Consider the following 23,974-nt stretch of genomic DNA (forward strand, 5'->3'; position numbering starts at 1 on the left):
CTCAGTCCCGCTCGCACACGAAGATCGCCGTGCCCGGGACGAGGTTCCCCCGCAGGGGGGACCAGCCGCCCCACTCCTGGTGGTTCCACGCGGGCCACTCCGGCTCGATCAGGTCGACCAGCCGGAAGCCCCCGGCCACCACGTCCCGCACCCGGTCGCCCAGCGTCCGGTGGTGCTCCACATAGACGGCCCGGCCCGACGCGTCCTGCTCCACATAGGGCGTGCGGTCGAAGTAGGAGGAGGCGATGGACAGCCCCTCGGGCCCCGGCTCGTCCGGGAAGGCCCAGCGCACCGGATGGGTCACCGAGAAGACCCACCGCCCGCCCGGCCGCAGCACCCGGCGCACCTCGCGCATCACCCGGACCGGCTCGGCCACGAACGGCACCGCCCCGTACGCCGAGCACGCCAGGTCGAACGAGCCGTCCCGGAAGGGCAGGGCCGTGGCGTCGGCCTGCACCAGCGCGACCCCGCCCGCGTCGCCGCCCCGGGCCCCGGAGTTCCCAGCGGCCCCTGACTCCCCGGAGACCGCCGCCTCCGCGTCGATCCGCCGCGCGTGCCGCAGCTGCCGGTGGGAGAGGTCCAGCGCCACCGGCCGCGCCCCCTGGGCGGCCAGCCAGCGGGCGCACTGCGCGGCGCCCGCGCCCACCTCCAGCACATCGCGCCCCTTGAGCGCCTCAACGGGACCCAGCAGCCCGGCCTCCGCCTCGTCCAGCCCCTCGGGACCCCATATGAACCGGTCGTCGCCCAGGAAGGCGCCGTGCTCCTCCTGGTACTCGTCCGCGTTGCGGTCCCACCACCCCCGGTTGGCCCGGCTGCTCTCCGCCGTGTCGGCGATCCGGCGGGTGGCCGTCGGCTCGGCGGCCACCCCAGGGGTGCTGGGCTCGTGTTCTTGGACCATCGCGCGCGTCGTCGTACTCTCTGTATCGACCTGTGGCTGCGGGGCACGGTGAGAACCGCGTCGCAGTAGGGACCATGCAATTTGCCGGGTTTGGGGCGTTATTGCCCGCGTGTGCTCTTCGTGCATTGACCATGCCCGGCTGCCCCCGTATGCTACAAGTTGCGCTGCGGGCCTGTGCGCCTCGGACGGAGCAGGCCGCGCTCGCATCTGTTGTATGTCCCCTCGGTTGTCGAGGCGCTCGGGCTTTTCGGTCCCTGAAATCGGAAAGATTCGGCGTCTCCAAGGCTGTCCGGCTTCGGCAGTGCGATAAGGGTCCCGGCGTAGCAGTACCTACGACTTCATGTCCGTACCGGAGCCCTTTTCCACATGACGAGCAGCACCGAGGCAACCCGCACCACCCCGCAGGTGGCGGTAAACGACATCGGTTCCGAGGAAGCCTTCCTCGCCGCGATCGACGAGACGATCAAGTACTTCAACGACGGCGACATCGTCGACGGCGTCATCGTGAAGGTCGACCGGGACGAGGTCCTGCTCGACATTGGTTACAAGACCGAAGGCGTCATCCCTTCTCGCGAACTGTCGATCAAGCACGACGTCGACCCCAATGAGGTCGTCGCCGTCGGCGACGAGATCGAGGCCCTCGTCCTTCAGAAGGAGGACAAAGAAGGCCGACTGATCCTCTCGAAGAAGCGCGCCCAGTACGAGCGCGCCTGGGGCACCATCGAGAAGATCAAGGAAGAGGACGGGATCGTCACCGGTACCGTCATCGAGGTCGTCAAGGGTGGTCTCATCCTCGACATCGGCCTCCGTGGCTTCCTCCCCGCCTCCCTGGTGGAGATGCGCCGCGTCCGCGACCTGCAGCCCTACGTGGGCAAGGAGCTCGAGGCGAAGATCATCGAGCTCGACAAGAACCGCAACAACGTGGTCCTGTCCCGCCGCGCCTGGCTGGAGCAGACCCAGAGCGAGGTCCGCCAGACCTTCCTCACCACCCTCCAGAAGGGTCAGGTGCGCTCCGGCGTCGTCTCCTCCATCGTCAACTTCGGTGCGTTCGTGGACCTGGGCGGCGTCGACGGTCTCGTCCACGTCTCGGAGCTGTCCTGGAAGCACATCGACCACCCCTCCGAGGTCGTCGAGGTCGGCCAGGAGGTCACGGTCGAGGTCCTGGACGTCGACATGGACCGCGAGCGCGTCTCCCTGTCGCTCAAGGCGACGCAGGAGGACCCGTGGCAGCAGTTCGCCCGGACCCACCAGATCGGTCAGGTCGTCCCGGGTAAGGTCACCAAGCTCGTGCCGTTCGGTGCGTTCGTCCGCGTGGACGAGGGCATCGAGGGTCTGGTCCACATCTCCGAGCTGGCCGAGCGCCACGTGGAGATCCCGGAGCAGGTCGTCCAGGTCAACGACGAGATCTTCGTCAAGGTCATCGACATCGACCTCGAGCGCCGCCGCATCAGCCTCTCGCTGAAGCAGGCCAACGAGTCCTTCGGTGCCGACCCGTCCGCGGTCGAGTTCGACCCGACCCTGTACGGCATGGCCGCGTCCTACGACGACCAGGGCAACTACATCTATCCCGAGGGCTTCGACCCCGAGGCCAACGACTGGCTCGAGGGCTACGAGAAGCAGCGCGAGGAGTGGGAGCGCCAGTACGCCGAGGCGCAGCAGCGCTTCGAGCAGCACCAGGCGCAGGTCATCAAGTCCCGCGAGGCCGACGAGCAGGCCGCTGCCGAGGCGGGCAGCGCCGCCCCGGCGCCGGGCGGGCAGGCGGCCGGCGGCGGCGGTTCGTACTCCTCGGAGTCGGCCGACAACTCCGGTGCCCTGGCCTCGGACGAGGCGCTGGCCGCGCTTCGCGAGAAGCTGGCCGGCGGCCAGAGCTGACCAGCCGCCGCTAGTCGGCACCAGCTGAGCAGGTAAGGCCCGCTCCCCTTGGGGAGCGGGCCTTACGCATGCCCATGGCGCCGCACACTGACCGAAACGGAGTCCACGGTCACGCCCCGGGCGCCGTCGATCCTGATGCCCTCCTCGCTGCCGCGGACCGTGATCCCCCTGACGGTCCAGTACGAGGCGCCGTTCAGCCGCAGCCCATAGCCGCCGCTCGCGGTGAGGACCGCCTTCGAGGAGCCGGTGAGGGTGATCCGCGAGCCGGAGGTGCCGGAGGCGGTGATCTCGAAGCCGCCGTGATACCTGCCGTCGGCGAGCCGGATCGTATCGCCGGGCCGGGCCCCGGCGAGGGCCTCTCTGAGGCCGTCCGTGTCCTCGACGGAGATCGGGACGGCGGTGGCGGCGGGAGCGTCCCGCCCGGTCATGCCCGCCGCCATCAGCCCGCCGGTGGCGATCAGTCCGGTGGCGATGGCGGTGAGAAGGGTGCGTAATCGGGTGGGAGTGCGGCCGGGAGAGTGCATAGGAGGCTGCCTTCCTGTGCCGTGGCCAGAGGTGAACACGCTGGGTTCTGGTCAGTGAACGCCCGATGACATGATGAACCGCTGACGGCTGGCGAAGATAGGCGTGCCGCATATGCGCGTCAACCCCGCGACGTGCGCCGACATCGAGATCGGGCCGCTTCCGTACGCTCCGGTGGGCCGTGCGGAACGTCGCCCAAGTGGGCCGCTCGGAGACGGGGTTCGGGGCCGCTCGGCCATCGAGGACCCCGCCCGTCGGCCAGGAGGATCGCGCCCGTCGGCCATCGAGGATCCCGCCCGGGGAATGCCCCCGCCCCCGTTCGGTGTTCTTCGGTGCGAACACGAGGAGGAGCGGTCACAGTGCATGATCCGCAGGAGTTGTACACATGGGAACCGAGCGGGCTGGCGGAGGTCGACGCGATAGCCTCGCGGGACTCGGCCGGGCTGGTGCTGCTGTACCACTTCGACGGCTATATCGACGCCGGCGAGACCGGGGACCAGATCGTGGAGCGGCTGCTCGACGGTCTGCCGCGCAAGGTGGTCGCGCGTTTCGACCATGACCGGCTGGTCGACTACCGGGCCCGTCGGCCGCTGCTGACCTTCCAGCGCGACCGGTGGACGGCGTACGAGACCCCGAAGATCGAGCTGCATCTGGTGCGCGACGCGACCGCGGCCCCGTTCCTGCTGCTCACCGGGCCGGAGCCGGATGTGGAGTGGGAGCGGTTCGCGGCGGCGGTGGGCCAGTTGGTCGAGCGGCTGGGCGTGCGGCTCGCGGTGAACTTCCACGGCATCCCGATGGGCGTGCCGCACACCCGGCCGGTCGGCATCACCCCGCACGGCAATCGCACCGATCTGATGCCCGGTCACCGGGGCTACTTCGACGAGGCCCAAGTGCCCGGCAGCGCCGAATCCCTGATCGAGTACCGGCTCGCCGAGGCGGGCCGCGATGTGCTCGGCGTCGCCGCGCATGTGCCGCACTATCTGGCCCGGTCGGCCTACCCGGACGCGGCGCTCACCGCGCTGGAGGCCATCACCGCGGCCACCGGTCTGGTGCTGCCGGGGCCGACGCACGCCCTGCGCAACGAGGCCCTCAGGACGCAGGAGGAGATCGAGCGGCAGATCTCGGAGGGCGACGAGGAACTGGTCGCGCTGGTACGGGGCCTCGAGCACCAGTACGACGCGGTGGCCGGGGCCGAGAGCCGCGGCAATCTGGTCGCGGAGCCCGCCGAGCTGCCCTCGGCGGATGAACTGGGCGCGGAGTTCGAACGGTTCCTCGCCGAGCGCGAGGGCGACGGCGGAGCCTGACCGATGACCCCACCGGCGCGCCGTATAGCGTGGGCCCCATGCTGAACCTGGGGCTCACGGGCGGAATCGGCGCGGGCAAGAGCGAGGTCTCACGGCTCCTGACCTCATGGGGAGCGGTGCTGATCGACTCGGATCGGATCGCTCGCGAGGTGGTCGAACCGGGCACGCCGGGACTGACCGCCGTGGTGGCCGAGTTCGGCCCCGAGGTGCTGACCGCCGACGGCAGTCTGGACCGGCCCAGGCTCGGCGGGATCGTCTTCACCGACCCGGAGCGGCTGAGCGCGCTGAACGCGATCATTCACCCGCTGGTCCGGGACCGCTCCGCCGAACTCCAGGCGGCGGCCGCGCCCGACGCCGTGGTCGTCCATGACGTCCCCCTCCTGGCCGAGAACAAGCTGGCGCCGCTCTACGACCTGGTCATGGTCGTGGATGCCACGCCCGAGACCCAGCTGGACCGGCTGGTGCGACTGCGCGGCATGGCCGAGGACGAGGCGCGGGCCCGGATGGCGGCACAGGCCACCCGCGCGGAGCGGCTGGCCATCGCCGATGTCGTGATCGACAACAATGGCCCGATCGAGGCGCTTGAGTCGCAGGTCAGAAAGGTCTGGGCGGATCTGGTGCAGCGGGCGGCCGGCACGGAGGGCTGACCGGAGGCGCGGTGCGCGCGGAGCCTTACGGGGCTGGGCCGGGGCGCGGCGGGCCGAGCCGGGGCGCGGTGCGGAGCGTGCGGCGGCCCGTGGCGGGGAATGCGGCGTGCGGGGTGATTGTTGTGCACCCCGTAGCGAACGATCACCCGTGACGGTTCATCCCATCCCCTCACCCAATCCACCGCCCCACCACCGAGTACGTACCCGGGGAAGGAAACGGCTGTGCCCGAGCCCACGCCCGAGACCCACGTCATCGACTTTCGCGCCGCGGAGCACCTGCTCGCCGCCCGAGATCCACGGGGCGCCGTGAAGCTGCTCGACTCGGTCATCAGCGCCCACCCCGAGAACACGGCGGCCCGGCTGCTCCGGGCGCGCGCGTTCTTCGGCGCGGCCCAGCTGCGCTCGGCGGAGCTGGAGTTCCAGCTCGTCCTGGAGCGCGAGCCGGACAACGCCTTCGCCCACTTCGCCCTGGCCCGCACCCTGGAGCGGGCCAACCGCCCGTCCGAGGCCACCCGCCACTTCCGGCTGGCCGCGGCGCTCGACCCGCGTCCGGACTTCGTGGAGGCGGCCCGGTTCGGCGAGAAGGGCGGCCGGGACGGCTAGGCGGGGCGCGGGCTGAGCCGCGGTGCTCGCCGGGGCCCGCAGGCCGCCGTACGTGACGGCGCGCGGCGGGCGCCGGTGCCCCCGTGCCCCGTGCCCCGCGCCCGCGCCCCCGGTCAGCGCCAGAGGGCGAAGCCGCCGAGGACCACCGCGCCCAGCAGCACCACCCCGCCGAGCCCGAGCGCCACTCCGCGCTGACGGGCCGTGTCGTACGGGTCGGCCTCCGGTCCCCGCCGCGCCTCCCGCCGCCCGTACGGCTCTCCGGGCCCGGAGAGCATCAGCCCGAGCGCACAGAGCGCGATGCCGATCGCCAGCGCCCCCATGACGGCCCCCTGTCGCGGCAGGTACCCAGCACGTACTGGGCAGTATCCCCCGGAACGCGGTGCTCCCCGCCGTCGATATCCCGTCACCGCCGGAGCGGCGTGTCCGCCTTACAGTGTCCACGCTTCAGGAGCGCCGCCCTTACGGAGCCCACCGCCGCGCTTACAGAGCTCGTCGCCGCGCTTAGGGAGCCCGCCGCCGTCCACGGCTCCGCCTGCCCTCGGCGACCGGTGCGTACGGCGGCACATCCCGGCCCGGCTGATAGTGCGGCCCCTGCCGGATGTGCCGGATCACCAGGACCAGATCGATCAGCGTGACGACGGCGAGCGCCCCGCACGCCGCCGCCCACCCCGGCCGGCCCGCGACCGCGAAGGCCACCGCGCCGCCGAGCGTCCAGAGCAGCCCCCACGTGGCCAGCCCCAGCCGCATCCGCAGCGGACTGCGCGCGTGGATCGGCTCATCGCCCGTTCGGATCAGCCGCATCGGCATGGCACTGCATCTCCCGTTATTGGGTATTTCCTCCCGCTTTCCACCCCCTCGAATCTACCGCCGAGGGACGCCCACCGACACCTGAGATCATGTTGTGCGCATCCACACGGGACGGCATGGGACCAGGACGATGAGGAGCTGCCAGTGATCCGCCAGTCATGGGACGAGACGGCCGCCAAGCGGGCCCGCATCCGCGGCTGCCTGCTGGGCGGTGCGATCGGCGACGCCCTCGGCAATCCCATCGAGTTCCTGTCCCTGCGGTCGATCCGCGAGACCCATGGTGCCGCGGGCGTCACCACCCTCGTCCCGGACGGCAGCGGAGTCGTGGGCCGGGTCACCGATGACACCCAGATGACACTCTTCACGGCCGAGGGCCTGATACGGGCCCACGCCAGAGCCTCGTCCAAGGGCCTCGAAGGGTCCGAGACCGCCGTCGTCCGCCATGCCTATCTGCGCTGGCTGGACACCCAGAACCACCCCGGGCCGCCGCCCGCCGAGGGCGCCGGGGACCTGGTCCGCTCCGGCTGGCTGCGCACCCAGCCCTGGCTGTACGCGCGCCGCGCCCCCGGCAACGCCTGCCTCTCCGGCCTCACCGCGAAGCACGTCCCCGCCCCGCGCGCCCCTCTCGACGGCACCCCCGGCCCGGTGAACACCGGCTCCAAGGGCTGCGGCACCGTGATGCGCTCGGCGCCGTTCGGCCTCACCGGGCTCGACCCCCGCGACTGCTTCGAACTCGCCGCGCGCTGCGCCCAGATCACCCATGGCCATCCGACGGGCTACTACGCGGCCGGGGCCCTGGCCGCCATGATCGCCTGCCTGCTCGACGGCGAGTCCCTGGAAGGCGCGACCCTGCGCACCCTGGAACTCCTCGCCCGCTACCCCGGCCACGAGGAGACCACCGTCGTCCTCCGTAAGGCGGTCGACCTGGCGGCCGAGGGCGATCCGACGCCCGAGAAGGCCGAGTCGCTCGGCGGCGGCTGGGTCGCCGAGGAGGCGCTGGCCATCGCGGTCTACAGCGCCCTGGCCCGCACCCCCGCCCAGCAGATCCTGTACGGCCCCGGCGGCAAGATCAGCTACGACCCGGCGCCCCCGCGCACCCCCGTCCAGGCGGCCCTGCTGCTCTCCGTCAACCACTCGGGCGACAGCGACTCGACGGGCTCGATCTGCGGCAACATCCTCGGCGCCCACCACGGCGACCTCCGCCTCCCGCCGTCCTGGCTGTCCCTGACCGAGGGCCGCGGCACGATCGCCGAACTCGCCGACGACTTCGCCTCCGAGTTCCACCGTTCGGTGGAGCTGTACGAGCCCTACGACGACGTGGTCTTCCCCCGCGACCGCTACCCGCTCAGCTGACCGCCCCAGGATTCGAACCGCCTCAAGGACACAGCCCGCCCGGGGACTCAGACCGCCCCGGAGCCGTCCTTACGGCCGCGCCGGAGCCGGCGCCGCAGCTTGTGGAGGAAGAGGAAGCGCTCGCCTTTCTCGCGGGTGCTGCGGTCGAGCTCTTCCATGAGCCGCTTGGAGCGCTGCTCCATGTCGAGTTCGTCGAGGACGCGGTCGATCTCCGCGAGCAGGGCACCGTGCAGCTGCCACTGGCGGGGGTGCTCCTGGACGCGGCGCAGCAGGAGGTCGGCGCCGCGGTCGCGGCTGGCGTGGGCCTTGACGAGTTCGCTCGAGAGGCGGGATTCGGCCTCCTCGGCGTTGGCGCTGACCTGGGTGGTGACCAGGACGGCGAAGCTCTCGACGGCGGCGGCGAGATGGATGAAGAGGTCCTTCAGGGCATCGGCCACGTCCGGGGGGAAGAGAGGTTCGTCCGTCCGCGCCTTGGCGAGGTCGGTCAGGGTGCGGGACATGACGCGCAGGATGACGGTGCAGATCTCCAGCGTGTCCAGGCCGGTGCGGAGCACCACGCGGTAGAGGAGGCCCTCCTTGACGCGGGGGTTGAGCCGCACACTGTCCTCCGCCTGCCGGAGGGCGGCGTCGACCTGGGAGATGTCGTGGTCGAGGCGGCGGGCCTCGTAGAGCCGGGCGGCGGCGCGGTCGACGGCCATCTGGCTGCCCAGCTCCTCGGCGATGTGCAGCAGCAGCTGACGCATCCGGCGGGCCAGGTCCTCGATGGACTTGCCGGCCGTCTCGACCCACACCGGAGGCGCGAGGAAGAAGTTGAAGCCCATCCCGACACCGGCCCCGATGAGGGTCTCCAGCACCCGGTCCCAGGCGTAGGTGGTCACCTGCGCCACGCCCAGGACCAGCATGGCGCTGATCGCCACCTCCTGGACCCAGTCGCCCACGCGGGTGAGATAGCCGGCGGTCTGGGCGGCGAGGATGATCAGGCACAGACTCCACCAGGTCAGCCCCACCAGCACGCTGAAGGCGACGGCGATCAGGACGCCCACGACCACGGCCTCGACCCTGCGGAGGCTTCTGGTGAGGGTCGCGTAGAGGGTGACCTGGACGACGAGGAGGGCGGTGAGCGGGGCGGTGAGCGGGGCGGGTTCCTTGCTGAGTTCGAGGGCGACGACGTAGGCGATGGTCGCGGCCGCCGTGGAGCGCACGGTCTGAACGACGACCGGGTCATGGCGTCGTTTGACGAGCTCCGCCAGTGGGTCGAGAACATCGGGCACGTACATGCCCCTTCCACGCCGAGGGGGCCGACATGTCATCGGGTTTCGCGGACGGGTTAACGTGTCGGGCGTGATCAGCCCATTCAACGGAACGCAGGGGACGGGGGACGGCGCGGCGCTTCCCGGAAGCACCGGCCCGGCCGCCACCGCCGAGGCTCATCCGCGCCAGGTCGGGCGGGTACGGACGGAGTACGCACCCGATCCGGACGGGGACCCGGACCCCGGCGAGATCGTCTGGACATGGGTGCCGTACGAGGAGAACGACGGCCGCGGCAAGGACCGGCCGGTGCTGGTGGTCGCGCGGGAGCGGGCCGGGACGCTGCTCGCCGTGCAGCTGTCGAGCAAGCGGCACGACGCCGACCGCGAGTGGGTGCCGATCGGCTCCGGGCCGTGGGACCGGGCCGGACGGGAGTCATGGGTCGATGTGGACCGGGTGCTGCGGGTGCACCCGGACGGGATGCGTCGCGAGGCGTGCGCACTCGACCGGCCGCGCTTCGACCTGGTCGTGATGCGGCTGCGGCAGCGGTACGGCTGGAGCTGAGCGCGGCTCGGCGGGTCGCCGGCCGACGCTGAGGAAACGTCTCAGCCGTCGGCCAGCGCCAGCAGCTTGGTGACCGTGCTCCAGTTGCGGGCGGTGGCCGGCACGCCGAGCCGGGCGTTGGTGACCTTCGCCGCCAGCTTGGAGCGGCCGACCCCGTCCGGGCAGTGCAGGAAGATCTCGCGGCCGATGCGGTGGAAGGCGTCCGGGGCGTAGGCGGCCGGATCCAGCGCGTCCAGCGCCGCCGTGTGAGCGGGCACGTCCGCCAGGAACACCACATGCAGGGTCTTGGGCTCGGCGACGGCCTCCGGATAGGGGTTGGCCTCGATCGCCGCGGCCAGCTCGTCGCGCGTACGGACCATGACGTCCACGGGAAAGCCGAGAGCGGCGGCGAAGTGGTCCTCGAGCGTGCGGGCCGTCCGCTCGGGCGGGGTGCCGGGGTCGGCGAAGACGATATTGCCGGTCTGGAGGTGGACGGTGACGTCCTCGAAGCCCAGCTCGGCCATCAGCTCACGCTGCCGGGCCATGGGGAACTTCCTGTTCCCGCCCACATTGATGCCGCGGAGCAGCGCTATCTGAGATGCCATGGCCGGAGGGTACCTCTCCGGGAGTCCCCGGGCCCTGGAGCCCAGCGCCCCCGGGGCCACGGCATGATGGGGGCGTGCGGCTCGAAGCGATCACCTGGGAACGGCTGACCGACGCGACCGCCGACCGCATCGCCGGACTGACGGCGGCGGACGGCAGCCCCTGGCTGAGAGTGGCGGTCGACGGGGCTCCGGCGGCGCCCACCGGCGAGTTGGCGCGGGATCTGGCGGAGGCGCTGCGCATCCTCGGCCGACCGGCGCTGGTGGTCGCGGCGGCCGGGTTCTGGCGGCCCGCCTCGCTGCGCTACGAGTACGGGAAGCGGGACCCCGACGCGTACTACGACCGCTGGCTGGACACCGGCGCCCTGTGGCGCGAGGTCTTCGATCCGCTGGAACCGGGGCCGGGCGGCACCGGGCGGGTGCTGCCCGACCTGTGGGATCCGGAGACCGACCGGGCCACGCGCAGCCCGTACGCCGAACTTCCGCCGGGCGGGGTGCTGTTGCTGCACGGCGCGCTGCTGCTGGGGCACTGGTTCCCGTTCGACCTCTCGGTGCATCTGCGGCTGTCCCCGGCCGCCCTCGCCCGCCGCACCGACGAGGGCGACCGCTGGACCCTGCCCGCCTTCGAGCGCTACGAGGACGAGGTGGGGCCCGGCGGGGCGGCGGATGTGGTGGTGCGGATGGACGACCCCCGGCATCCGGCCTGGCACCGCCCGGTGCCGTAGCCGGGTACGTTTCGAGGCGGTGCGCAGGGGGTCATGTACGGGTTGGTGCGCAGGGGTCACTTCTTGGTCGGCGGGCATTCCTTCCAGGCGAAGTGATAGGTGGTGCTCACATCGCCGTCCGTCGAGTCCATGGCGATGAAGCTGGTCGTTTCCTGGGTGTTGGACGTTCCGGCGTTGACCCGCAACTCGGTGTTGATGTTGAAGTTGCGGAGTTCACCACAGGGCGACCACACCACGGTGGCGATATCGGATACGTCGGTGGCCTGCCAGTTGTCGTCGTAGGCGCCGGTGTAGTTATGCGTGTTCGACGAGGTCTGCGACTGCCCCTGGAAGTAGTACGAGGCTTTCTGGCTGGCCGACGCGCCCTTTTCCAGATGGGCGAAACCACGGTAGTCGACACTGGCGATGGCGTAGGAGAAGCCCTGTGGCACATGCGTGACCAGACTCAGCTGACAGTTCTTTCTGAAGTCCGTCGGCTTGGATCCCTTGCCCACCTGCGCGAGATAGTCGCTGTAGGTCACGGTGAAGGCTGTGTTGTCCGGGGAGACGGCGATCGCCGCGGTGCCCGCCGGGCAGCCCGACCCATTGACGGTCGCGACCGTGATCACGATCTTGTCGGGCGGCACGGTGTCGAACGGGGGTTGTGCATATGCCTGGGACGTGAGCGTCGAGGCGAATAACGCCGCGACCACGCCGCCTGCGTACAGAACACCGGGCATGATTCTCCATTCGGTGGTGGATTTACCGGGCTACCGGACGGCGGAAGGGCATTCCTTCCAGGCGAGGTGGTAAACCGTGTTGACCCCGCCGTCCGTCGAGTCCATGGCCATGAAGCTGGTGGTGCCCGCAGGAGAGGTGCCGGCGTTGACCCGCAGCTCGGTGTTGACGTTGAAGTTGCGGTCCTGGCCGCAGGGGGCCCACACCAGGGCGCTGTAGTCGGTGCTGTCGGTGGTCTGCCAGTTGTCGTTGTACGGACCGCTGAAGTCATGGGTCCGCGACGCGGTGTCCGACGAGCCCTGGAAGTAGTAGCTCGCCTTCTCGGTACCCTTGGCGCCCTTTTCGAGGTAGCCATAGCCCCGGTAGTCGACCTGGGCGATGGCGTAGGTGAACCCCTGCGGCACATGCACGCCCAGGCTGAGCTGGCAGTTCTTGCGGATGTCGGTCGGATCCGCACCGGGGCCGACCTGAGCGAGATAGTCGCTGTAGGTCACGGTGAACGCCGAGTTGTCGGCGGCGACGGCCACGGCGGTGGTGCCCTTGGGGCAGCCCGAGCCGTTCACCGTCTTGACGCTTATCTGGATCTTTTCCGGCGGCCCGTCAGAGGCCGGGGAAACACCCTGGATGGAAAGGGCCGAGGCGAATAGCGCCGCGGCCGCGCCGCCCGCGAGCAGAACACCGGACATGGCTCTCCAATTCGATCACTTGTGGGGACGTAGTTGAGCGATGAATTTCCGATGAGCGGGAAGAGCGAGGAAGGGCGAGGAAGGGCAAGGAAGAGCGGGGGGTGCGGGACGTGCGGGAGGTACCGGAAGAGCGGGTGGCACGCACGATCGGTGGTGCGGGAAGAGCTGAAGAGCGGAGGAGCGTTATCGCGCGGTACGGTTCGTACGGCCGAACGCAATGAGAGCCCCATGCCCGGCTGGTGACGGAAAGCCAGGGCGATGGGCGCTCTTAAGATAAGGGTGATAGGCAGGCACCACAAGACGGCCGCGGAATTCCGTAACAAGATGTTTCCGTCCGGCCGGGAAGAACGATTCAGAAGAGCGGTTGCGGAAGAACGCCTTCCAGTGCCAGCAGGATGCGCTTGGTCTCCAGCCCGCCGCCGAAACCGCCGATGCCCCCACCGCTCTCCACCACTCGGTGGCACGGCACCACGACCGGCAGCGGATTGCTCCCCATGGCCACGCCGACGGCGCGGGCCGCGCCAGGCTCACCCACCCGGTCGGCGAGGTTCTGATAGCCGACGACCGTGCCATAGGGCACGTGCGCCGCCAGCTCGCGCAGCACCCGGCGGTTGAAGCCGGTGATCAGGGACCAGTCCAGGGAGAGGGTGAACGCCTTGGTCTCCCCGGCGAAATAGCTCTCCAGCTGCCGTATCGCCTCGGCGAGATGTCCGGCGCGGCGAGGTGTGGACGGGGCGGCCGCGGTGCCGGGGGCCTCGGGCGGCACGGCGGTGGGCTCGGTGCCGAGGCGGCGCGTCAGCCTGGCGACGGCCTCGGCCGCGGTCTTCTCCTCCGCATGGAAGACCACCTGGGCCAGCCCCTCGTCGGTGGCCGCGAGCAGCAGCGGGCCGATGGGCGTGGCCAGGACCGCCCAGGCCCAGGCGCGCGCGTCCGGCCCCTCCGGGCGCTCCCGCCGCTCTCGCGGGTCCGGCTGGTCCTGCGGATCCGGCTGTGTCTGCCGCTCTGCGATCGTCACGCCCTCAGCGTAGAACCCGCCACCGACAGCGCCGCCGACAGCGCCCCGCCGGTCGGCCGGCGGGGCGCCTCGTCGGAGCCGGCCGCGGATCACGAGGCGTCGTCGAGGGCGTCCCGGATCACATCGGGCTTGTTGGTGATGATGCCGTTCACGCCCATGCCCGCGACCGAGACCGCCGTCGGGCCGTCGTTGACGGTCCAGGTGTAGACCTCCAGCGGTTTGCCGTGCGCGCCGTCCACCGACCGCACCGCGGACACATAGCCGGCGTCGATGGTCGTGTAGCTGGGGTTGATCTGGTCGGAGAACTCGGCGTACTCCGGCAGATCGGCGACGGCCGGGGTGCCCAGGAAGCCGGTCTTGACGTCGGGGCGCAGCTGGTGGACCGTCCGCACGGCGTCGGCGCTGAAGCTCTGGACGATCAGCCGGCGCTTGTGCCGGTGGTCGAGCCAGCCTTCTCTTCGCAGCTCCCGCAGCGTCTGGCGCTCGATCCCCGGATAGAGCTCGGGAGCCTTGAGCTCCAGCAGGAGCTTTTGGTGGTTGTCCGAAACCCGGTCCATGTACTCCTCCAGGGTGGGCACCGCCTCGCCCTGGAAGTCGGGGCCGAACCAGCTTCCGGCGTCCAGCTTCTCGATCTCGTCGAGGGTGAAGTCGGAGATCTTCCAGGGCGCGCGGTCCGGGAAGACCTGTTCGACATCGGTGGTCCGGCTCAGCGTGGTGTCGTGCATGACGATCAGCTCGCCGTCCCTGGTGCGCTGGACGTCGTTCTCCACCCAGTCGATGCCCAGGTCGTCGGCGGCGTCGACGGCGGCCAGGGTGTTCTCGGGGGCGTACGCGGAGGCACCGCGATGGGCCACGGTGACCGTGTGGTGGTGCGTCGTCCGGCCGGTGGCCTGGGCCGTGGCCGTGGGGAGGAAGAGCGCGGACATCCCGATGAGCGCGCCGGTTAACGCGGCGGCCGGGCGGATCTGCATACGGACTCCTCGCGTCGTCTGACTCTCGTCCGACTCATGGACGGGCAGAGGGTCCCAGATGCGCGGCAGTGGAGGATAGGTGCCGGATGGAAGGAAAATTCGTGCCACGGGCGACATCATGCGCGTGATCATCCGAATCCGGCCGCAGGGCCGGGGTGGGGGTGGCGCGGACGAGCGCTCCGCCGTTGTCAGTGGCGAGTCGTACGGTTGGTCTCATGCGGCCCGTAACTCAGCTCGAACGCAAGGTGGCGCCCTTCGAGGTCGTCAGCCCCTATCAGCCCAGCGGTGACCAGCCCACCGCCATCGCCGACCTCGACCGGCGCGTCCGCGCGGGGGAGAGGGACGTCGTCCTGCTCGGCGCGACCGGCACCGGCAAGTCCGCGACCACCGCGTGGATGATCGAGAAGCTTCAGCGGCCCACGCTGGTCATGGCTCCGAACAAGACGCTGGCCGCCCAGCTGGCCAATGAGTTCCGCGAGCTGTTGCCGAACAACGCGGTCGAGTACTTCGTCTCGTACTACGACTACTACCAGCCCGAGGCGTACGTCCCGCAGTCGGACACCTACATCGAGAAGGACTCCTCGATCAACGAGGAGGTGGAGCGGCTGCGCCACTCGGCGACGAACTCGCTGCTCACCCGGCGTGACGTGGTCGTGGTGGCCTCCGTCTCCTGCATCTACGGCCTCGGCACGCCGCAGGAGTACGTGGACCGCATGGTGCCGCTCAAGGTCGGCGAGGAGATCGACCGCGATCAGCTGCTGCGTCGCTTTGTCGATATTCAGTACAACCGCAATGACATGGCGTTCACCCGGGGCACCTTCCGGGTCCGCGGCGACACCATCGAGATCTTCCCGGTCTACGAGGAGCTCGCGGTCCGCATCGAGATGTTCGGCGACGAGATCGAGGCCCTGTCCACGCTCCACCCGCTCACCGGCGAAGTGATCAGCGACGACCAGGAGCTGTATGTGTTCCCGGCCACCCACTACGTGGCGGGGCCCGAGCGCATGGAGAAGGCCATCGCCGGGATCGAGGCCGAGCTGGAGCAGACCCTGGCCCGGATGGAGAAGCAGGGCAAGCTGCTGGAGGCCCAGCGGCTGCGGATGCGCACCACCTACGACATCGAGATGATGCGGCAGATCGGCACCTGCTCCGGCATCGAGAACTACTCGCTGCACATCGACGGCCGTGAGACCGGATCCCCGCCGCACACCCTGCTGGACTACTTCCCGGAGGACTTCCTCCTGGTCATCGACGAGTCGCATGTCACGGTGCCGCAGATCGGCGCGATGTACGAGGGCGACGCCTCCCGCAAGCGGACCCTGATCGAGCACGGCTTCCGGCTGCCCTCCGCGCTGGACAACCGCCCGCTGAAGTGGGAGGAGTTCCTGGAGCGGGTCGGCCAGACGGTCTATCTCTCCGCCACCCCGGGGACGTACGAGATGTCCCGCGGTGACGGCTTCGTGGAGCAGATCATCCGCCCGACCGGCCTGGTCGACCCGGAGGTCGTCGTCAAGCCGACCGAGGGCCAGATCGACGATCTCATCCATGAGATCCGCACCCGCACCGAGAAGGACGAGCGGGTCCTGGTCACCACCCTCACCAAGAAGATGGCCGAGGACCTCACCGACTACATGCTCGAATTGGGCATCCAGGTGCGCTATCTGCACAGCGATGTGGACACCCTGCGCCGGGTCGAGCTGCTGCGCGAGCTGCGCGCCGGTGAGTTCGACGTGCTGGTGGGCATCAACCTGCTGCGGGAGGGCCTCGACCTGCCGGAGGTCTCGCTGGTCGCCATCCTCGACGCCGACAAGGAGGGCTTCCTGCGCTCGGGCACCTCGCTGATCCAGACCATCGGCCGCGCCGCCCGTAACGTCTCGGGCCAGGTGCATATGTATGCCGACAAGGTCACCCCGGCGATGGCGAAGGCCATCGACGAGACCAACCGCCGCCGCGAGAAGCAGATCGCGTACAACAAGGCCAACAAGATCGATCCGCAGCCGCTGCGGAAGAAGATCAACGACATCGTGGCCCAGATCGCCCGCGAGGACGTCGACACGGAGGAGCTGCTCGGCACCGGCTACCGCAAGGTGAAGGACGGCAAGGGCGCGAAGGCGGCCGAGCCGGCGGCCAAGGGCGGCAAGGCCAAGGCCGCCAAGGGCAAGGCCAAGGAGGCGGTGCTGACCGACCGGCCCGCGGCCGAGCTCGCCGAGCAGATCGAGGAGATGACCGACCGCATGCGGGCCGCGGCGGCGGAGCTCCAGTTCGAGGTGGCGGCCCGACTGCGCGACGAGGTGTCGGAGTTGAAGAAGGAGCTGCGGCAGATGCGGGAGGCCGGAGTTTCCTGATCACCGGGCGCCCCGGGTCCTCACCGGGGCGCCCGTGGGTTCCCTGTGTTGCAAGACCGACACAAAAGTCCGCTCGTCCGGCTGGAGCCCTGGCGGCAGTGCATAGGGTTTTCGGAAGGGCCGTGCGTACGGCGCGGCCACGGCCGCACCCGTGGCGGCCACGGGGAATCGAGAGACGAGAGTAGGGACAGCGCGTGACGGTCAACATGTCCAAGGGACAGGCCATCAGCCTGCAGAAGGCCGACGGGGGCACCCTGACCGCGGTGCGGATGGGGCTGGGCTGGCAGGCGGCGCCCCGCCGCGGGCTGTTCGGCTCCCGTACGCGGGAGATCGACCTCGACGCGTCGGCCGTCCTCTTCGCCGACAAGCAGCCCACCGATGTCGTCTTCTTCCGCCACCTGGTCAGCGACGACGGCTCGGTCCGCCACACCGGTGACAACCTCGTGGGCGGCGCCGGTCAGGGCGGCGACGACGAGGCGATCCTGGTCGACCTCCAGCGGGTGCCCGTCCACATCGACCAGATCGTCTTCACGGTGAACTCCTTCACCGGCCAGACCTTCGCCGAGGTGCAGAACGCGTTCTGCCGGCTGGTGGACGAGACCAACGGCCAGGAGCTCGCCCGCTACACCCTCACCGGCGGCGGGCAGTACACCGCCCAGATCATGGCCACGGTCCAGCGCGCGGGCAGCGCCTGGCAGATGAAGGCGGTCGGCGAGCCGGCCAACGGCCGCACCTTCCAGGACCTGATGCCGCACATCCTGCCGCATCTGTAAAGGCGTACCGCACGGTAAAGGCGTATCGCCCAGGTGAGCGCGTCGGCCCGGTTGAGCAGAGCTCGCCGGGCCGACGCGCTCACCGCACCACCGCATCACCACTCACACGTACGGCACACAGCGGAACACAACGAGGGGACGCAGCCATGACGGCCGAGCTGGTCCGAGGGCAGAACCACCCGCTGCCCCAGACCCGTTTGGAGATCCGGATCTCTGCGGGCAATCCGATCGTGGCCGGGGCGACACTCGGCGATGAGCGGGGCACGGTGCACGGCGCCGAATGGGTCGCGCATCCCGCCTCGCCCCAGCTGGCCGGGATAGAGGTGCCCAAACAGGCGGCGGCCGCCCACCGGCTCGCCGTGGACCTCGACGCGATGCCCGAGCACATCCACCGGGTCACCGTGCTGCTCGCGCTGCCGACCGGCGTCGGCGGCCCGGCCCGGTTCGGCGCCATGGCCGCGCCGTTCGTCGCCGTCACCGGCCTGGACGGCACCGAGATCGCCAGCTACACCATCACCGACCTGGACTCGGAGTCCGCGGTGGCCGCCCTGGAGCTCTACCGCAGGCAGGGCGCCTGGAAGGTGCGCGCCATCGGTCAGGGGTACGCGGGCGGGCTGGCCGCCATGCTGCACGACCAGGGGCTGGAGCAGGGCGCCGACCTCGCGGCGCGGATCAACGAGGCGGTGGCCCGCGGGATGGCCCGTTCGGTCGCCCAGCCCCCGCCCCGTCCCGAGGGCGACGGCCGGGTGCGCACGGCCGCCGCGGGCGGCGGCACCGACCCGGCCCCGGCCCAGCCCCAGACCCCGCCGCAGCAGCCCCAGACCCCGCCGCGGCAGCCCCAGACCCCGCCGCAGCAGCCGCAGGGTGCGCCCGCCGCCGGAGGGTCCATCGACTACCAGCACCCGGGCCGCCGTACGGCCGCGCCGCCCACGCCCCCGCCCACGGCGCCGCCCGCCGCCCCGGGGCAGCCCGCCCAGCCGGTCGCGGGCGACGCCTCCGGCTGGTCCATGGACGAGCGGCTCTACAACCAGGTCTGGGGGATGTTCGAGGACCTGGCCCGGACGACCGCGGCCTACCGCAGCGCCGTGGACTTCGCCGAGTCCCGCATGGAGCAGGAGCTGGACCGGGTGCTCTCCGACCCGCGCACCCGGGTGGGCCCGGCCGCCGACTCCGCCCGCGCCGAGGCGCGCGCCAAGCAGGCCGACCTCGTCGAGCAGGCCCGGATCGCCCTCGACCGCGATCTGGCGCAGCTCATCGCCGAGGCCGAGGTGGTGGAGGCGGCGCTGCCGTACGCCTACGCCCGCTGGGACAGCCCGGTGTGGCAGGCGTACCAGGTGCCGATGGAGGTCCCGATGGCCCTGCGCCTGGGCGATCTGCACCTTCCGGAGCGCACCGATCTGCACATCCCCATGCTGGTGCGGCTGCCGCTGGAGCGCGGGCTGTGGATCGACGCCGGGCGCTCGGGCTCGTTCGACGGACCGGCCGACTCCGGTGAGCTGCGCAGGCTGGCGGCGGACGCGGCGGTGGCGATCGCGGCGCGGATGCTGGCCGTCTATCCGGCCGGGGAGTTCGCGGTGCGTGTGATCGACCCGGCGGGTTCGGCCGCGGGCTCGTTCGCGCCGCTGGTGGGGTCCGGTGTGCTGGCCGAGCCGCCGGCGGCCGGGGCCCAGGGGGTCTCGGCGGTGCTCGCCGCGCTGACCCAGCGTGTCGACCTGGTCCAGATGGCGATCCGCAGCGGGGCCACGGACGCGCTGCCGCCGGATCTGGACACCGCCGAGCAGCTGCTGATCGTCCATGACTTCCCGCACGGCTTCGACGACCGGGCCGTCACCCAGCTGCGCTATCTGGCGGACGAGGGGCCCTCGGTGGGCGTGCATCTGATGATGGTCGCCGACCGTGAGGACGCGCGGGCCTACGGTCCGGTGCTGGACCCGCTGTGGCGGTCGCTGCTGCGGCTCACGCCGGTGGCCGACGACCACCTCGCCGACCCCTGGGTGGGTCATGCGTGGACCTACGAGCCGCCGATGGTGCCGCCGGGCAGCCGGGTGCTGGGCCAGGTGCTGGGGGAGGTGGGGAGGGCCACGCAGGCTCTGAGGGAGGCTCGGGCCCGCCAGTCCTACGGCGGCTGACCAGGGCCGACCACGGCAGGACCGGCCCTGAACAGGTCTTTTGCCTTTCTCTTTACTCTCTCATGGGGATTCCTGTACTCTCTTTTATGCGGAGGGGAGTACTCCTTAGCGGTGTTCCCGTCACCACGGATTCCGTCCGGCACCAGGAGGCCGGACGGAATCCCGGGACACCGGTCCATGGCGCGGTCCACGGGCGGAAGAGACCTCCGGCAGCGACGACGCTGAGACTGCCGTACGAATGCCGGAGGAACCGTGGACGTATCCGTGACCATGTGGGGGCTGACGATTCTCGGCCTCTGCGCCCTGATCGCCGTCGACTTCTTCATAGGCGGCCGCAAACCGCATGAGGTCTCCCTCAAGGAGGCCGGGATCTGGACCGCGGTCTGGGTCGCCCTCGCCGGGCTCTTCGGGCTCGGGCTGCTGGTCTTCGCGGGCGGCCAGCCCTCCGGCGAGTTCTTCGCGGGCTTCATCACCGAGAAGTCGCTGAGCGTCGACAACCTCTTCGTCTTCGTCCTGATCATGGCGAAGTTCGCCGTGCCGACGATCTACCAGCAGCGCGTGCTCATGGTGGGTGTGCTGATCGCCCTGGTGCTGCGCGCGGTCTTCATCGCCGCCGGCGCCGCGATCGTCTCGACCTTCGCCTGGGTCTTCTACATCTTCGGCGCCTTCCTCATCTGGACGGCCTGGAAGCTCATCCAGGAGGCGCGGGCCGATGAGGAGGAAGAGGAGTTCGAGGAGAACCGGCTGCTCAAGGCGGTCGAGAAGCGATTCCCGTCCACCGACCGTTACCACGACACCAAGCTGTTCATCGTGGAGAACGGCAAGCGGCTGATGACCCCGATGCTGATCGTCATGCTGGCGATCGGCACCACCGACGTCCTCTTCGCGCTGGACTCGATACCCGCGATCTTCGGCCTCACCCAGGACCCGTACATCGTCTTCACCGCCAACGCCTTCGCGCTGATGGGCCTGCGCCAGCTGTACTTCCTCATCGGTGGCCTGCTCAAGAAGCTGGTCCACCTCTCGTACGGGCTGTCGATCATCCTCGGCTTCATCGGCGTCAAGCTGGTGCTGCACGCGCTGCACGAGTCCGGGGTGCATGTCCCGGAGATCAGCATCCCGGTCTCCCTCGGCGTCATCTGCGCGGTGCTCGCCGTGACCACGGCCACCAGCCTGTACGCCTCGAAGAAACAGGCCCTGGCGGAGGCGGGGAGCGGGGAGGACCGGGCCCGGGACAAGGACAGCGTCGACGTCTGACGGCGCCTGCAGCGTCACCGCCCTGACGGCGTCTCAGAGCGCCCCACGGCGTCCGACCGCTGTCCCTCCCGGATCCGGGAGACGGGCTCACACAGCCGCCTCCCCGGCCTCCAGAGGCCGTACGGCCGGCCGTCCACCATCCGGACGGTCGGCCGTCGGCCGTGTCTCCGGCAGCAGGGCGAAGCAGCCCAGGCTCAGCAGCGCCACGGCGATCAGATACGCGGCGACGCCCCAGGGCGGACCGTCGCCGTGGGACACCGCCGTCGCCACGATCGGGGTGAGCGCCCCGCCCAGGACGCCCGCGAGGTTGTAGCCGAGCGCCGCCCCCGTACAGCGCACCCGCGCCTCGAACAGCTCGGGCAGATAGGCCGAGGTCACGGCGAACATGCTGATGAAGGCGAGCAGCGCGCCCAGGAAGCCGAGGAACATCAGCGGCGGCTCCCCGGTGCGCAACAGCGCCACCAGCGGAAACATCCAGACCACGATGGCCACGCAGCCCACCAGGCACATCGGCCGCCGCCCGAAGCGGTCGCCGAGATGGGCCGCCAGGGGCGTGAGGGCACCCAGGACCGCCACGGCCGCCATGATGCAGCCCAGCAGGGTGGTGCGGGCCACCCCGAGCCGCTCCGTGCCGTACGCCAGCGACCAGGTCGTGACCGCGTAGAAGACGGCGTAGCCCACCGCAAGACCGCCCGCGGTCAGCAGGACCAGCCGCCAGTGGCCGCGCACCACCTCGGCCAGCGGCGCGGCGGCCTGCTCACCGCGCTCGGCCAGCTCCCGGAACCGCGGGGACTCGGTCACCTGGGCCCGCAGCAGCAGCCCGGCGCCCGCCAGCAGCCCCGCGCCCCAGAACGGCACCCGCCACCCCCAGGACCGGAACTCGCCGTCGCTCAGCGTGGCCGACAGGGTCAGCATCGTGCCGTTGGCCAGCAGAAAGCCGACGGACGGGCCGACTTGCGGAAAGCCCGACCACAGCCCGCGCCGCGCGGCGGGCGCGTGCTCGGCGGTCAGCAGCACCGCGCCGCCCCACTCGCCGCCCAGCCCGAGCCCCTGGAGGAAGCGCAGCACGAGCAGCAGAACGGGGGCGGCGATGCCGATCGAGTCGTAGGTCGGGACGAAACCCACGGCGACGGTCGCGAGCCCGGTGAGCATCAGCGAGGCGATGAGCACCGGACGGCGCCCATGGCGGTCGCCGAGGGGCCCGAAGAGCATCGAGCCCAGCGGCCGGGAGACGAAGCCGACGCCGAAGGTGCCGAAGGCGGCGAGGGTGCCGGCCAGCGGCGAGAAGGTGGGGAAGAACAGCGGGCCGAGGACGAGCGCCGCGGCCGTGCCGTAGACGAAGAAGTCGTAGAACTCGATCGCGGTGCCGGCCAGGGACGCGGCGGCGAGGCGGGCCATGGACGGAGGGCGGTCATGCTGCGGAGAGCGGTCGTACTGCATGACGCGACAACCGCCCCGGCCCGCCTGGGGTCACGGGGCGTACGGAGGCGTGCGGCGCTCCGGGGCCGCGCGAGCGCCGCTACCAGCCGCGCTCGCGCCACTCCCCGAGGTGCGGGCGCTCGGCGCCGAGAGTGGTGTCGTCACCGTGGCCGGGGTAGACCCAGGTCTCGTCGGAGAGCTGGTCGAAGAGCTTGGTCTCGACGTCGTGGATCAGGCTCTCGAACGCCTTGGGATCCTTCCATGTATTGCCGACGCCGCCCGGGAACAGGCAGTCGCCGGTGAACACATGCGGATGGCCGTGCGGGTCGTCGTAGATCAGGGCGATGCTGCCCGGGGTGTGGCCGACCAGATGGCGGGCGGTCAGCTCGACCCGGCCGACCCGCAGCGTGTCGCCGTCCGCGACCGGTACATCGGTCGGCACCGGGATGCCCTCGGCGTCGTACTGGCCCGCGTAGGTGCGGGCGCCGGTGGCGTCCACCACCTCACGCAGCGCGTTCCAGTGGTCCTGGTGCCGGTGGGTGGTGACGACGGAGGCGATGCCGCTCTCGCCGATCAGGGACAGCAGGGTGTGCGGCTCGGCGGCGGCGTCGATCAGGAGCTGCTCGTCTGTGGCTCGGCAGCGCAGCAGGTACGCATTGTTGTTCATGGGACCGACCGCGACCTTCGAGATCATCAGATCGGGCAGTTCATGCACATCGGCCGGTCCGCCGACCGTCACCACTCCGCTGTAGGTCATGGCCTCAGCCTAGTGCGGGCAGGACGGGCAAGGGACCGTCGGGGCAGGAGAGACCGGCGCCGTCCATACGGCCGGTGAGCCAGCCCAGCAGGGCGGCGGGGGAGCCGGTGACGGTGACCGGGGACTCCCCGGGGGCGGCGGGGCGGCCGGTGTGCCGGGCGTCCGCTGTGCCGGGCCCGGTGACCAGCCGCAGCGGGGGAATATCCGGGTGCCCGGCGAACCTTGTACCAGTGAGCACGGTGAGCTGGCTCTCGACGAACGTGGCGGGCAGATCCGCCACGGTGCGGCCGATGCCGAGATCGACATGGTGCAGCTCGACCTCGGTGAGGCGGCGCAGCGGCAGCCCGGCGGCCGGCTCCCGGACACCGCCGCGCAGGGTCACCTCGTACGGCAGGCGCTCCGGGGGCAGCGCGGCGACCGCCGCGTCGAAGCGGGCGGCGCTGGTGCGCAGGTCGTCCAGGTGGACGGCGAGCGGCCGGGCGGCATCCCGCCGGATGTCGGCGTCGCGCGCCTCCGCGTCGGGGTACATCGGCGTCTCTTCGCCGGTCCGGGCCCAGGTGAGGAGGTTCACCAGAGCGTCCGCGTTGCGGGCCAGGTGGGCCAGGACATGGCCGCGGGTCCAGCCGGGGAGCTCCGACGGACGGGCGAGGGAGACCTCGTCGAGGGCGGCGACGGCGGTCAGCAGCCGGTCCGTCGCCGCCTGTACGGCGGCGGCGTCCCGGACGTAGTCGGCCCCGGTGCAGTCGGTCATGACCCGACCGTAGTGCGCACCACACGATCG

24 protein-coding genes are annotated in these 23,974 nt (G+C 70.8%); 11 read left to right on the forward strand and 13 right to left on the reverse strand.

Annotated elements, in window-relative coordinates; all coding sequences use genetic code 11:
• Position 1: 1 nt before the first annotated feature.
• Entirely contained in the window at positions 2 to 898 is an 897-nt protein-coding gene (locus KHP12_RS37055; protein WP_211834136.1) for a class I SAM-dependent methyltransferase, read from the reverse strand.
• 366 nt (positions 899 to 1,264) lie between these two features.
• Between KHP12_RS37055 and rpsA the strand changes: the two genes are divergently transcribed.
• Positions 1,265 to 2,770, forward strand: a complete 1,506-nt coding sequence (gene rpsA, locus KHP12_RS37060; protein ID WP_037949719.1) for a 30S ribosomal protein S1 — start codon at positions 1,265 to 1,267, stop codon at positions 2,768 to 2,770.
• 62 nt (positions 2,771 to 2,832) lie between these two features.
• On the opposite strand, the gene KHP12_RS37065 is transcribed toward rpsA, so the two are convergent.
• Complete coding sequence (locus KHP12_RS37065; RefSeq protein WP_086882913.1) at positions 2,833 to 3,294, reverse strand: right-handed parallel beta-helix repeat-containing protein; 462 nt, start codon at positions 3,292 to 3,294, stop codon at positions 2,833 to 2,835.
• A 357-nt stretch (positions 3,295 to 3,651) separates the two neighbouring features.
• Here KHP12_RS37065 and KHP12_RS37070 point away from each other — a divergent pair, with 357 nt between their 5' ends.
• From KHP12_RS37070 to KHP12_RS37080, 3 genes are all read left to right on the forward strand, one after another.
• Positions 3,652 to 4,596: a PAC2 family protein gene (locus KHP12_RS37070; RefSeq protein WP_086882912.1), complete on the forward strand. Its 945-nt coding sequence runs from the start codon at positions 3,652 to 3,654 to the stop codon at positions 4,594 to 4,596.
• Positions 4,597 to 4,634: 38 nt separating this feature from the next.
• Positions 4,635 to 5,243 carry a dephospho-CoA kinase gene (gene coaE / locus KHP12_RS37075; protein WP_086882911.1) on the forward strand — a complete coding sequence of 203 codons (609 nt, stop codon included), beginning with the start codon at positions 4,635 to 4,637 and terminating at the stop codon, positions 5,241 to 5,243.
• Between the two features lie 222 nt (positions 5,244 to 5,465).
• On the forward strand, positions 5,466 to 5,846 hold the full coding sequence (locus KHP12_RS37080; protein ID WP_211834137.1) for a tetratricopeptide repeat protein: 381 nt from the start codon (positions 5,466 to 5,468) through the stop codon (positions 5,844 to 5,846).
• 113 nt (positions 5,847 to 5,959) lie between these two features.
• Here KHP12_RS37080 and KHP12_RS37085 read toward each other — a convergent pair whose 3' ends face one another.
• Together KHP12_RS37085 and KHP12_RS37090 are read right to left on the reverse strand one after the other, a co-directional pair.
• Complete coding sequence (locus KHP12_RS37085) at positions 5,960 to 6,166, reverse strand: hypothetical protein (protein WP_210609169.1); 207 nt, start codon at positions 6,164 to 6,166, stop codon at positions 5,960 to 5,962.
• Positions 6,167 to 6,347: 181 nt separating this feature from the next.
• Entirely contained in the window at positions 6,348 to 6,653 is a 306-nt protein-coding gene (locus tag KHP12_RS37090) for a DUF6343 family protein (RefSeq protein ID WP_086881814.1), read from the reverse strand.
• A gap of 144 nt (positions 6,654 to 6,797) precedes the next feature.
• Between KHP12_RS37090 and KHP12_RS37095 the strand changes: the two genes are divergently transcribed.
• A complete protein-coding gene (locus KHP12_RS37095) occupies positions 6,798 to 8,006 on the forward strand; it encodes an ADP-ribosylglycohydrolase family protein (protein ID WP_086881815.1) in 1,209 nt (402 codons plus the stop codon).
• Positions 8,007 to 8,053: 47 nt separating this feature from the next.
• Here KHP12_RS37095 and KHP12_RS37100 read toward each other — a convergent pair whose 3' ends face one another.
• Positions 8,054 to 9,283 carry an FUSC family protein gene (locus KHP12_RS37100; protein ID WP_244202785.1) on the reverse strand — a complete coding sequence of 410 codons (1,230 nt, stop codon included), beginning with the start codon at positions 9,281 to 9,283 and terminating at the stop codon, positions 8,054 to 8,056.
• A gap of 64 nt (positions 9,284 to 9,347) precedes the next feature.
• On the opposite strand from KHP12_RS37100, the gene KHP12_RS37105 reads away from it, so the two are divergent.
• A complete protein-coding gene (locus KHP12_RS37105) occupies positions 9,348 to 9,818 on the forward strand; it encodes a type II toxin-antitoxin system PemK/MazF family toxin (RefSeq protein WP_244202786.1) in 471 nt (156 codons plus the stop codon).
• Between the two features lie 41 nt (positions 9,819 to 9,859).
• Here the strand turns inward: KHP12_RS37105 and KHP12_RS37110 are convergent, their stop codons facing one another.
• Entirely contained in the window at positions 9,860 to 10,402 is a 543-nt protein-coding gene (locus KHP12_RS37110; protein ID WP_211834138.1) for a DUF1697 domain-containing protein, read from the reverse strand.
• Between the two features lie 74 nt (positions 10,403 to 10,476).
• Between KHP12_RS37110 and KHP12_RS37115 the strand changes: the two genes are divergently transcribed.
• A complete protein-coding gene (locus tag KHP12_RS37115) occupies positions 10,477 to 11,124 on the forward strand; it encodes a nucleoside/nucleotide kinase family protein (protein WP_037949702.1) in 648 nt (215 codons plus the stop codon).
• 56 nt (positions 11,125 to 11,180) lie between these two features.
• On the opposite strand, the gene KHP12_RS37120 is transcribed toward KHP12_RS37115, so the two are convergent.
• The 4 genes from KHP12_RS37120 to KHP12_RS37135 form a co-directional block, all read right to left on the reverse strand.
• Positions 11,181 to 11,843: a DUF4360 domain-containing protein gene (locus KHP12_RS37120; protein WP_037949700.1), complete on the reverse strand. Its 663-nt coding sequence runs from the start codon at positions 11,841 to 11,843 to the stop codon at positions 11,181 to 11,183.
• Between the two features lie 30 nt (positions 11,844 to 11,873).
• Positions 11,874 to 12,527 (reverse strand): DUF4360 domain-containing protein, encoded by a 654-nt coding sequence (locus KHP12_RS37125; protein ID WP_086886284.1) that lies wholly within the window; start codon positions 12,525 to 12,527, stop codon positions 11,874 to 11,876.
• Positions 12,528 to 12,879: 352 nt separating this feature from the next.
• Complete coding sequence (locus tag KHP12_RS37130; protein ID WP_078559092.1) at positions 12,880 to 13,542, reverse strand: methylated-DNA--[protein]-cysteine S-methyltransferase; 663 nt, start codon at positions 13,540 to 13,542, stop codon at positions 12,880 to 12,882.
• An 89-nt stretch (positions 13,543 to 13,631) separates the two neighbouring features.
• Positions 13,632 to 14,513: a glycerophosphodiester phosphodiesterase gene (locus KHP12_RS37135; RefSeq protein WP_086886283.1), complete on the reverse strand. Its 882-nt coding sequence runs from the start codon at positions 14,511 to 14,513 to the stop codon at positions 13,632 to 13,634.
• Positions 14,514 to 14,728: 215 nt separating this feature from the next.
• Here KHP12_RS37135 and uvrB point away from each other — a divergent pair, with 215 nt between their 5' ends.
• The 4 genes from uvrB (at position 14,729) to KHP12_RS37155 (ending at position 21,017) form a co-directional block, all read left to right on the forward strand.
• Positions 14,729 to 16,858, forward strand: a complete 2,130-nt coding sequence (gene uvrB, locus KHP12_RS37140) for an excinuclease ABC subunit UvrB (protein WP_211834139.1) — start codon at positions 14,729 to 14,731, stop codon at positions 16,856 to 16,858.
• 194 nt (positions 16,859 to 17,052) lie between these two features.
• The gene (locus KHP12_RS37145) at positions 17,053 to 17,631 is read left to right on the forward strand and encodes a TerD family protein (RefSeq protein WP_037949693.1); all 579 of its coding nucleotides are present in this window, start codon (positions 17,053 to 17,055) and stop codon (positions 17,629 to 17,631) included.
• A gap of 146 nt (positions 17,632 to 17,777) precedes the next feature.
• Positions 17,778 to 19,760 carry a TerD family protein gene (locus KHP12_RS37150; protein ID WP_210609168.1) on the forward strand — a complete coding sequence of 661 codons (1,983 nt, stop codon included), beginning with the start codon at positions 17,778 to 17,780 and terminating at the stop codon, positions 19,758 to 19,760.
• A 252-nt stretch (positions 19,761 to 20,012) separates the two neighbouring features.
• The gene (locus KHP12_RS37155; protein ID WP_086885795.1) at positions 20,013 to 21,017 is read left to right on the forward strand and encodes a TerC family protein; all 1,005 of its coding nucleotides are present in this window, start codon (positions 20,013 to 20,015) and stop codon (positions 21,015 to 21,017) included.
• 87 nt (positions 21,018 to 21,104) lie between these two features.
• Here the strand turns inward: KHP12_RS37155 and KHP12_RS37160 are convergent, their stop codons facing one another.
• From KHP12_RS37160 to KHP12_RS37170, 3 genes are all read right to left on the reverse strand, one after another.
• Positions 21,105 to 22,415, reverse strand: a complete 1,311-nt coding sequence (locus KHP12_RS37160; protein WP_086885796.1) for an MFS transporter — start codon at positions 22,413 to 22,415, stop codon at positions 21,105 to 21,107.
• Positions 22,416 to 22,536: 121 nt separating this feature from the next.
• Positions 22,537 to 23,193: an MBL fold metallo-hydrolase gene (locus KHP12_RS37165; protein WP_210609167.1), complete on the reverse strand. Its 657-nt coding sequence runs from the start codon at positions 23,191 to 23,193 to the stop codon at positions 22,537 to 22,539.
• Between the two features lie 4 nt (positions 23,194 to 23,197).
• Complete coding sequence (locus KHP12_RS37170) at positions 23,198 to 23,944, reverse strand: maleylpyruvate isomerase family mycothiol-dependent enzyme (RefSeq protein WP_246648798.1); 747 nt, start codon at positions 23,942 to 23,944, stop codon at positions 23,198 to 23,200.
• Positions 23,945 to 23,974 lie beyond the last annotated feature (30 nt).

It is taken from the genome of Streptomyces asiaticus (assembly GCF_018138715.1).
In the GTDB taxonomy this organism is placed as follows: Bacteria; Actinomycetota; Actinomycetes; order Streptomycetales; family Streptomycetaceae; genus Streptomyces; species Streptomyces asiaticus.